A 1,984-nucleotide genomic window follows, 5' to 3' on the forward strand; every position below is an offset into this window, starting at 1 on the left:
CAGCTCTCGGTGCTGCTGCCGAAACTCCGCCGTAGGACGCGATCCATCACGAGCTGGCGTGCCTGGCTGCCCAGACAGCCGATACATCGCGCCTGCCCGCTCTGTCTGAACGATCCGGAGAACCAAGCCGTACTGCTCGCGTGGAAGCTGCCCCTGATGCTGAGCTGCCCACTGCATGGCTGCTGGCTGGAATCCTATTGGGGCGTGCCAGGGCGGTTTCTCGGCTGGGAGAACGCCGACGCCGAACCGCGCACTGCCAGCGACGCGATTGCGGCGATGGACCAGCGTACCTGGCAGGCACTGACGACCGGCCACGTGGAGTTGCCGCGCCGACGCATCCACGCCGGATTGTGGTTTAGGCTGCTACGCACGCTGCTCGATGAGCTGAACACCCCGCTTTCGACGTGCGGCACCTACGCGGGGTATCTCCGCCAAATCTGGGAATGCTGCGGGCATCCGCTGCGTGCTGGGCAAAGTCTGTGGCGACCGTATGAAACCCTGAACCCGGCAGTACGGTTGCAGATGCTGGAGGCGGCGGCAACGGCAATCAGCTTGATTGAGGTGAGGGATATAAGCCCGCCAGGCGAGCACGCAAAGCTATTCTGGTCCGAGCCCCAAACCGGGTTCACCAGTGGCCTGCCGGCGAAAGCGCCGAAGCCCGAACCCGTCGATCACTGGCAGCGTGCAATCCAGGCCATTGATGAGGCCATCATTGAAGCACGACACAACCCCGAGACGGCACGCTCGCTGTTCGCGTTGGCTTCCTATGGTCGGCGCGACCCCGCTTCCTTGGAACAGTTGCGCGCCACCTTCGCGAAGGAAGGCATCCCCCCGGAATTTCTGTCACATTATGAGCCTAGCCTACCCTTTGCATGCCTTAGACAGAATGACGGGTTAAGTGACAAATTTTGACGTGCAGAGCTTCCCGATGCAAACTGTCACATAATCGAACGTATATGTGACAGGTACAAGATGCTGATTGGCTACATGCGAGTATCGAAGGCGGATGGCTCCCAGGCGACGGACTTGCAGCGCGATGCGCTGGTCGCGGCCGGTGTTGATCCGGCGCATCTCTATGAAGACCAAGCGTCCGGAAAACGCGAGGATCGTCCCGGTCTGGCGAGCTGTCTGAAGGCACTACGGCCAGGCGACACGTTGGTCGTTTGGAAACTGGATCGGCTCGGGCGCGACCTGCGCCATCTGATCAATACCGTCCATGACCTGACCGGACGCGGCATCGGCCTCAAGGTGCTGACCGGGCACGGCGCGGCCATTGACACCACGACCGCCGCCGGCAAGCTGGTCTTCGGTATCTTCGCCGCGCTGGCCGAGTTCGAGCGCGAGTTGATCGCCGAGCGCACCGTGGCGGGCCTGGCCTCAGCACGGGCACGCGGCCGGAAAGGCGGCCGGCCGTTCAAGATGACCGCCGCCAAGCTGCGGCTGGCGATGGCGGCAATGGGGCAGTCAGAGACCAAGGTCGGCGACCTGTGCCAGGAACTTGGCATCACGCGGCAGACCCTGTATCGGCATATTTCACCCAAGGGCGAGCTACGTCCAGATGGCGAGAAGCTACTCAGCCGAATTTGATGCCGACATGAGGCGACGTAGCGAAAGCGTGGTTTGTCTCAATTTGACGGCGGCGAACCGCAAGCGTTCGGTTCGCCGCTCGTTTCGGTCGCAGTGCTGGCCCGCGCCTGGAAACGTTGATAACACTCCAGCCCGCAGAAGTGCTCGACGTACTCCGCGCCTTCCGGTGTGAAGGCGGCATCGAGCGGAATTTCCTTGCAGCACACGCAGCAACTGGTGGCGGTCGGATCATTTGCATTCATGGTGGCACCCCTCCATTGACTGACGAAGACGGCGAATGCCGCCGCCGGCATCGGCTTTGCGAACAGAAAGCCTTGCCCGCGCTCGAACGCTTGGGCCCTCCGCCGTAGTCCATCCATCCGGCCGGGAAGCGCTCATGATCTTTCCCTGAATGCCC

The 1,984-nt window shown here is 62.4% G+C and carries 3 protein-coding genes; 2 read left to right on the forward strand and 1 reads right to left on the reverse strand.

Features of this window, described 5'->3' with window-relative positions; all coding sequences use genetic code 11:
• Together C4K88_RS17970 and C4K88_RS17975 are read left to right on the forward strand one after the other, a co-directional pair.
• Nucleotides 1-912: TniQ family protein (locus C4K88_RS17970; protein WP_104122811.1), on the forward strand; the 912-nt coding region annotated here is incomplete at its 5' end.
• A gap of 60 nt (nt 913-972) precedes the next feature.
• Nucleotides 973-1,587 (forward strand): recombinase family protein, encoded by a 615-nt coding sequence (locus C4K88_RS17975; protein ID WP_010981357.1) that lies wholly within the window; start codon nt 973-975, stop codon nt 1,585-1,587.
• Nucleotides 1,588-1,625: 38 nt separating this feature from the next.
• On the opposite strand, the gene C4K88_RS17980 is transcribed toward C4K88_RS17975, so the two are convergent.
• Complete coding sequence (locus C4K88_RS17980; RefSeq protein WP_005413391.1) at nt 1,626-1,829, reverse strand: DUF3330 domain-containing protein; 204 nt, start codon at nt 1,827-1,829, stop codon at nt 1,626-1,628.
• Nucleotides 1,830-1,984 lie beyond the last annotated feature (155 nt).

Origin of the sequence: Arthrobacter pityocampae, from assembly GCF_002927275.1 — a bacterium.
GTDB classification, from domain to species: Bacteria; Actinomycetota; Actinomycetes; order Actinomycetales; family Micrococcaceae; genus Arthrobacter_D; species Arthrobacter_D pityocampae.

Excerpts from the sequence above, each read along its gene's own strand:
- C4K88_RS17975 (WP_010981357.1), top strand. The coding sequence starts at position 973 with ATGCTGATTGGCTACATGCGAGTATCGAAGGCGGATGGCTCCCAGGCG.
- C4K88_RS17980 (WP_005413391.1), bottom strand. The coding sequence starts at position 1,829 with ATGAATGCAAATGATCCGACCGCCACCAGTTGCTGCGTGTGCTGCAAG.